Here is a 3,925-nt window from a genome sequence, read left to right as displayed (position 1 = left end):
GTATCTTTAAACTTATATTCAGATAAAATTTACTTAGTTAGTTCTCTAAAGTAAAAAACAAAATACTTAATTTTAAAATTCATAAATATTTTATTTTCTTTTTAAAATCTCTTTACTTTTCAATAAGCTTCTTGGTACAATATTTTTCCGTCTGAAAATTCGGCTATTTATTTAATATAGGGAGGTTTGAAAAATGACGACACAACAATTCGAAGAAGAACTTCTATATTTAAACACAATTTTAAATGAAATGGAAAGGCAGCTAACGAAACTTGAAGGGATTCCCGTTTATACTGGAAGTGATGTAACCGAACAAGTACTTGAAGGAATTCGAGATACAAATCGAAGGAATCTTCGCTTAGCTAAAAACGAACCATATTTTGGAAGAATGGATTTTCAAGAGGAGCATAAAGATTCGGTACCAGTTTACATAGGAAAAGTAGGAATATCAGAACAAGCTACAGAAAATCCATTGATAATTGATTGGCGTGCTCCAATTGCAAGTATGTTTTATTCGTTTACAGGAGGCGACGATCCTGCCTATTACGAATCTCCAGAAGGGATTATCGAAGGGATAATCTATTTAAAACGTAATATAGTAATCCGCAAAAAAAATCTCCAACGTGTTGTAGATACATATGTAAAAGGTGATCAAGATGTATCAACTACTGATGATTTTCTTTTATATCGATTAAGTGAGAACAAAGATAATCGCTTGAAAGATATTGTATCTACTATTCAATCTGAACAAAATGATATTATTCGTTCATCCAAAAATACTCCTTTAGTCATTCAAGGAGTAGCAGGAAGTGGAAAAACAACTGTTGCTCTTCATCGACTTGCATTTCTGATTTATCAATACCGTGAAACATTAAGGGCAGATAAAATGATTATTTTTGCACCTAATAATATGTTTCTAGATTATATTTCAAACGTTCTTCCAGAATTGGGTGTAGGTGGCATTCAACAAACAACATTTTCTGATTGGGCATTAAATAACCTCGACCATGAAGTCAAACTAAAGGATTCTTCAGAAAACCTAAATAAATGGTTTGCAACTAGGGCTAACCGTCTTGAAATCAATCATAATAGTCCAGGTAAATGGAAAGGCTCAACTCATTTTATGTCATATATTGATCGTTGCATGGATATGTATGAAGCCTCAGCTGTTCCTGAAAAAGATTTCAAACCTTGGAAAAAGAAAATGATTGATATAGAAACACTTAAACATTGGTATAGTATTGAATATAAACATTATCCACTTGCTAAACGGAGAGAACGCATTGTTGCAAGGCTTAAGAAATGGATTGATAATGAGCTAAAGGTTATAGAAGAAACGAATAGAAGAAAAGAGAAAAAGAAAAAAGCTACTCAATATTTAAATTCTTATATGAAACAATGGCCAAAGCATACTGCACTTTCTTTCTATAAATCTCTATTCACTACAACAAAGGATGCTTCTATTGTAGACGAAATACCAGCAGATATTATTAAATCTACATCTATAAATTGTAAAAAGAAAGAGATGGATCAGGAGGATTTGGCTCCGCTAGTCTATATTCACAATCGTCTTTTTGGAATTGAGTCAAAGCAAAAGTTCCATCATGTAATAGTAGACGAAGCGCAGGATTTTTCACCTTTCCAAATTGCATTATTAAATAAAATGACGCTTGGAAATTCATTCACCATTCTCGGCGATTTATCCCAAGCTATTCACGAATATCAAGGGATTAATACTTGGGATGAATTTTTAGAGGTATTCAATGAAAAAGAAGTAACCTATTACGAGTTAAATAGAAGCTATCGTTCTACAATGGAAATCATTCATTTTGCGAATGAGATAATAAAAAAAGCAAATATACCAGTTAGCTTAGCAAATCCAGTATTTCGAAGTGGAGAACAAGTTAAAATACAAGAAGTAGATCATACAAATCGAATTCAAGTAATCATTAATTCCATCCATCAATTAAAAAAGGATAAAATGGATACAATTGCGATTATTGGCCGTACTGAGGATGAGTGTGCAATTTTACATAGTGAATTATCTGCAGCTGGAGAAGAAGTATCCTTTATTCATTCAAAAGAGAGAAAATACGAAGGTGGAATTTCAGTAGTACCGGTGTATCTTTCTAAAGGACTTGAATTTGATGCTGTACTTCTTGTTGATGTAGATGATGTGCATTATGAGGAAACGAAACAAGACGCAAAGTTACTATATGTTGGATGTACTCGAGCACTTCACAATTTGATCGTATTATATTCTGGAAACAAATCACCACTGATTGGAAAATCACCACTTCAGACCGATTGAATACAATGTTAATTTTTTAACTCAAAGTTTAATACAAATTTACAAAAGAGCATCGATTTTACAGATCGATGCTTTTTTGTATTGACTCGAATGAACTTTCTAAAACTCTAGACACATTTTTAATTTAAAACAGACAGAAAATTCTTCTTTTTTTGATAAATAATTTCCTTAAATATGGTAAATCTTGCTCATTTCAACAAGATTAGTAGTCTATTAATATTGAAGTAATAAATAAAAAGTAGGTGATCATCATCGAGACAAAACAAGAAGTCGTATTGTGTTTAAAGGATTTAAAAAAGGACTATGGTGCAAAATCGGTGTTAAAAGGCATTGATTTAACTGTTCAACGGGGACAAATTATTGGTTATATTGGACCAAATGGAGCAGGTAAAAGTACGACTATAAAAATTTTATTAGGACTAGAAGGAAATTACTCTGGGAATGTTGAGATCTTTGGGGAAGAAATTTCAGATCAGAATGTTGAATACAAGAAGAAAATTGGGTATGTACCAGAAATTGCCGAACTATACGATAATCTTACAGCTAGAGAGTATTTAACATTCGTTGGCGAGTTATACGGAATGGATTTTGATGAAGCTGATGAGAAGGCTATGAAGTTAATGAAGGTATTTGGTTTGGAAGAAGTTTACTTATCGCGAATTGCTTCTTTTTCAAAGGGAATGAGGCAAAAAGTCCTAATCATTTCAAGTTTAATACATAATCCTGATCTATTGTTTTTAGATGAGCCACTTAGTGGGCTTGATGCAAATAGCGTAATGGTATTTAAAGAAATTCTAGACATTTTAGCTGCTAATGGAAAAACGATTTTTTATTCATCACATATTATGGATGTAGTAGAGAAAATAAGTAATCGAATTATTTTGATCAATGATGGTAAAATCGTAGCAGATGGTAGTTTTAAAGAATTAAAGGAGCAAAATGAAGAAGGATCATTGGAACAGATTTTCAATCAGCTTACCGGGTTTAATGAACATCAAGCTTTAGCTGAGGAATTTGTTTCCATTGTTAAAGGGGGATAACGATGAAGGATTTCCCTATGTTAAAAATCTTAGATTTTTTTCGACCGCTATTTGAACTATTTGGTGTTGAATATCCAATCATGCGAAAGATTTTAGCAGTTAAATTAACAATGGATAGTCGTAGGACACCGACCATTTTTAATCAAAACAACAAAAAAACAAAGAAAGACGAAGAAAATGGAATCACAAAATCATTAGGAGTGTATGCTTTACTTAGTCTGATGCTCATTCCATTAGTGCTTTTTGGAAAAAGTTATGTATATGAGATGAGCGCTTTTTTTGGCATTATTATGTTCCTCATTATGACATCAATGATCTCGGATTTTTCAAATGTCTTACTTGATGTAAAAGATAAAGGGATTCTTCATACAAAACCAATTGGAAAAAAGACGATTACTGCAGCTAAAATGGTACACATATCAATCTATCTTTTATTAATAACGACATCAATTACAGCTTTGCCAGTAATAGTTGGGACATTTAGACATGGATTTTTATTCTTAATTTTGGCGATTGTAGAGCTACTTCTCGTCAATTTATTTATAGTTGTTTTAACGTCGATTATCTATTATTT

The 3,925-nt window shown here is 31.9% G+C and carries 2 protein-coding genes and 1 pseudogene; all 3 read left to right on the top strand.

From position 1 onward, the window contains the following. The first annotated feature begins 193 nt into the window (after positions 1 to 193). Positions 194 to 2,311 carry a HelD family protein gene (locus CN514_RS23940; protein ID WP_098234714.1) on the top strand — a complete coding sequence of 706 codons (2,118 nt, stop codon included), beginning with the start codon at positions 194 to 196 and terminating at the stop codon, positions 2,309 to 2,311. 251 nt (positions 2,312 to 2,562) lie between these two features. Continuing rightward, positions 2,563 to 3,351, top strand: coding sequence for an ABC transporter ATP-binding protein (locus tag CN514_RS23935; protein ID WP_098234715.1), 789 nt, complete (start codon positions 2,563 to 2,565; stop codon positions 3,349 to 3,351). A 2-nt stretch (positions 3,352 to 3,353) separates the two neighbouring features. Next, positions 3,354 to 3,925: pseudogene (locus CN514_RS23930) on the top strand (hypothetical protein); the annotation flags it as partial.

This window comes from Bacillus sp. AFS001701, assembly GCF_002559405.1.
In the GTDB taxonomy this organism is placed as follows: Bacteria; Bacillota; Bacilli; order Bacillales; family Bacillaceae_G; genus Gottfriedia.
This window is presented reverse-complemented; position numbering and strand designations above follow the sequence as displayed.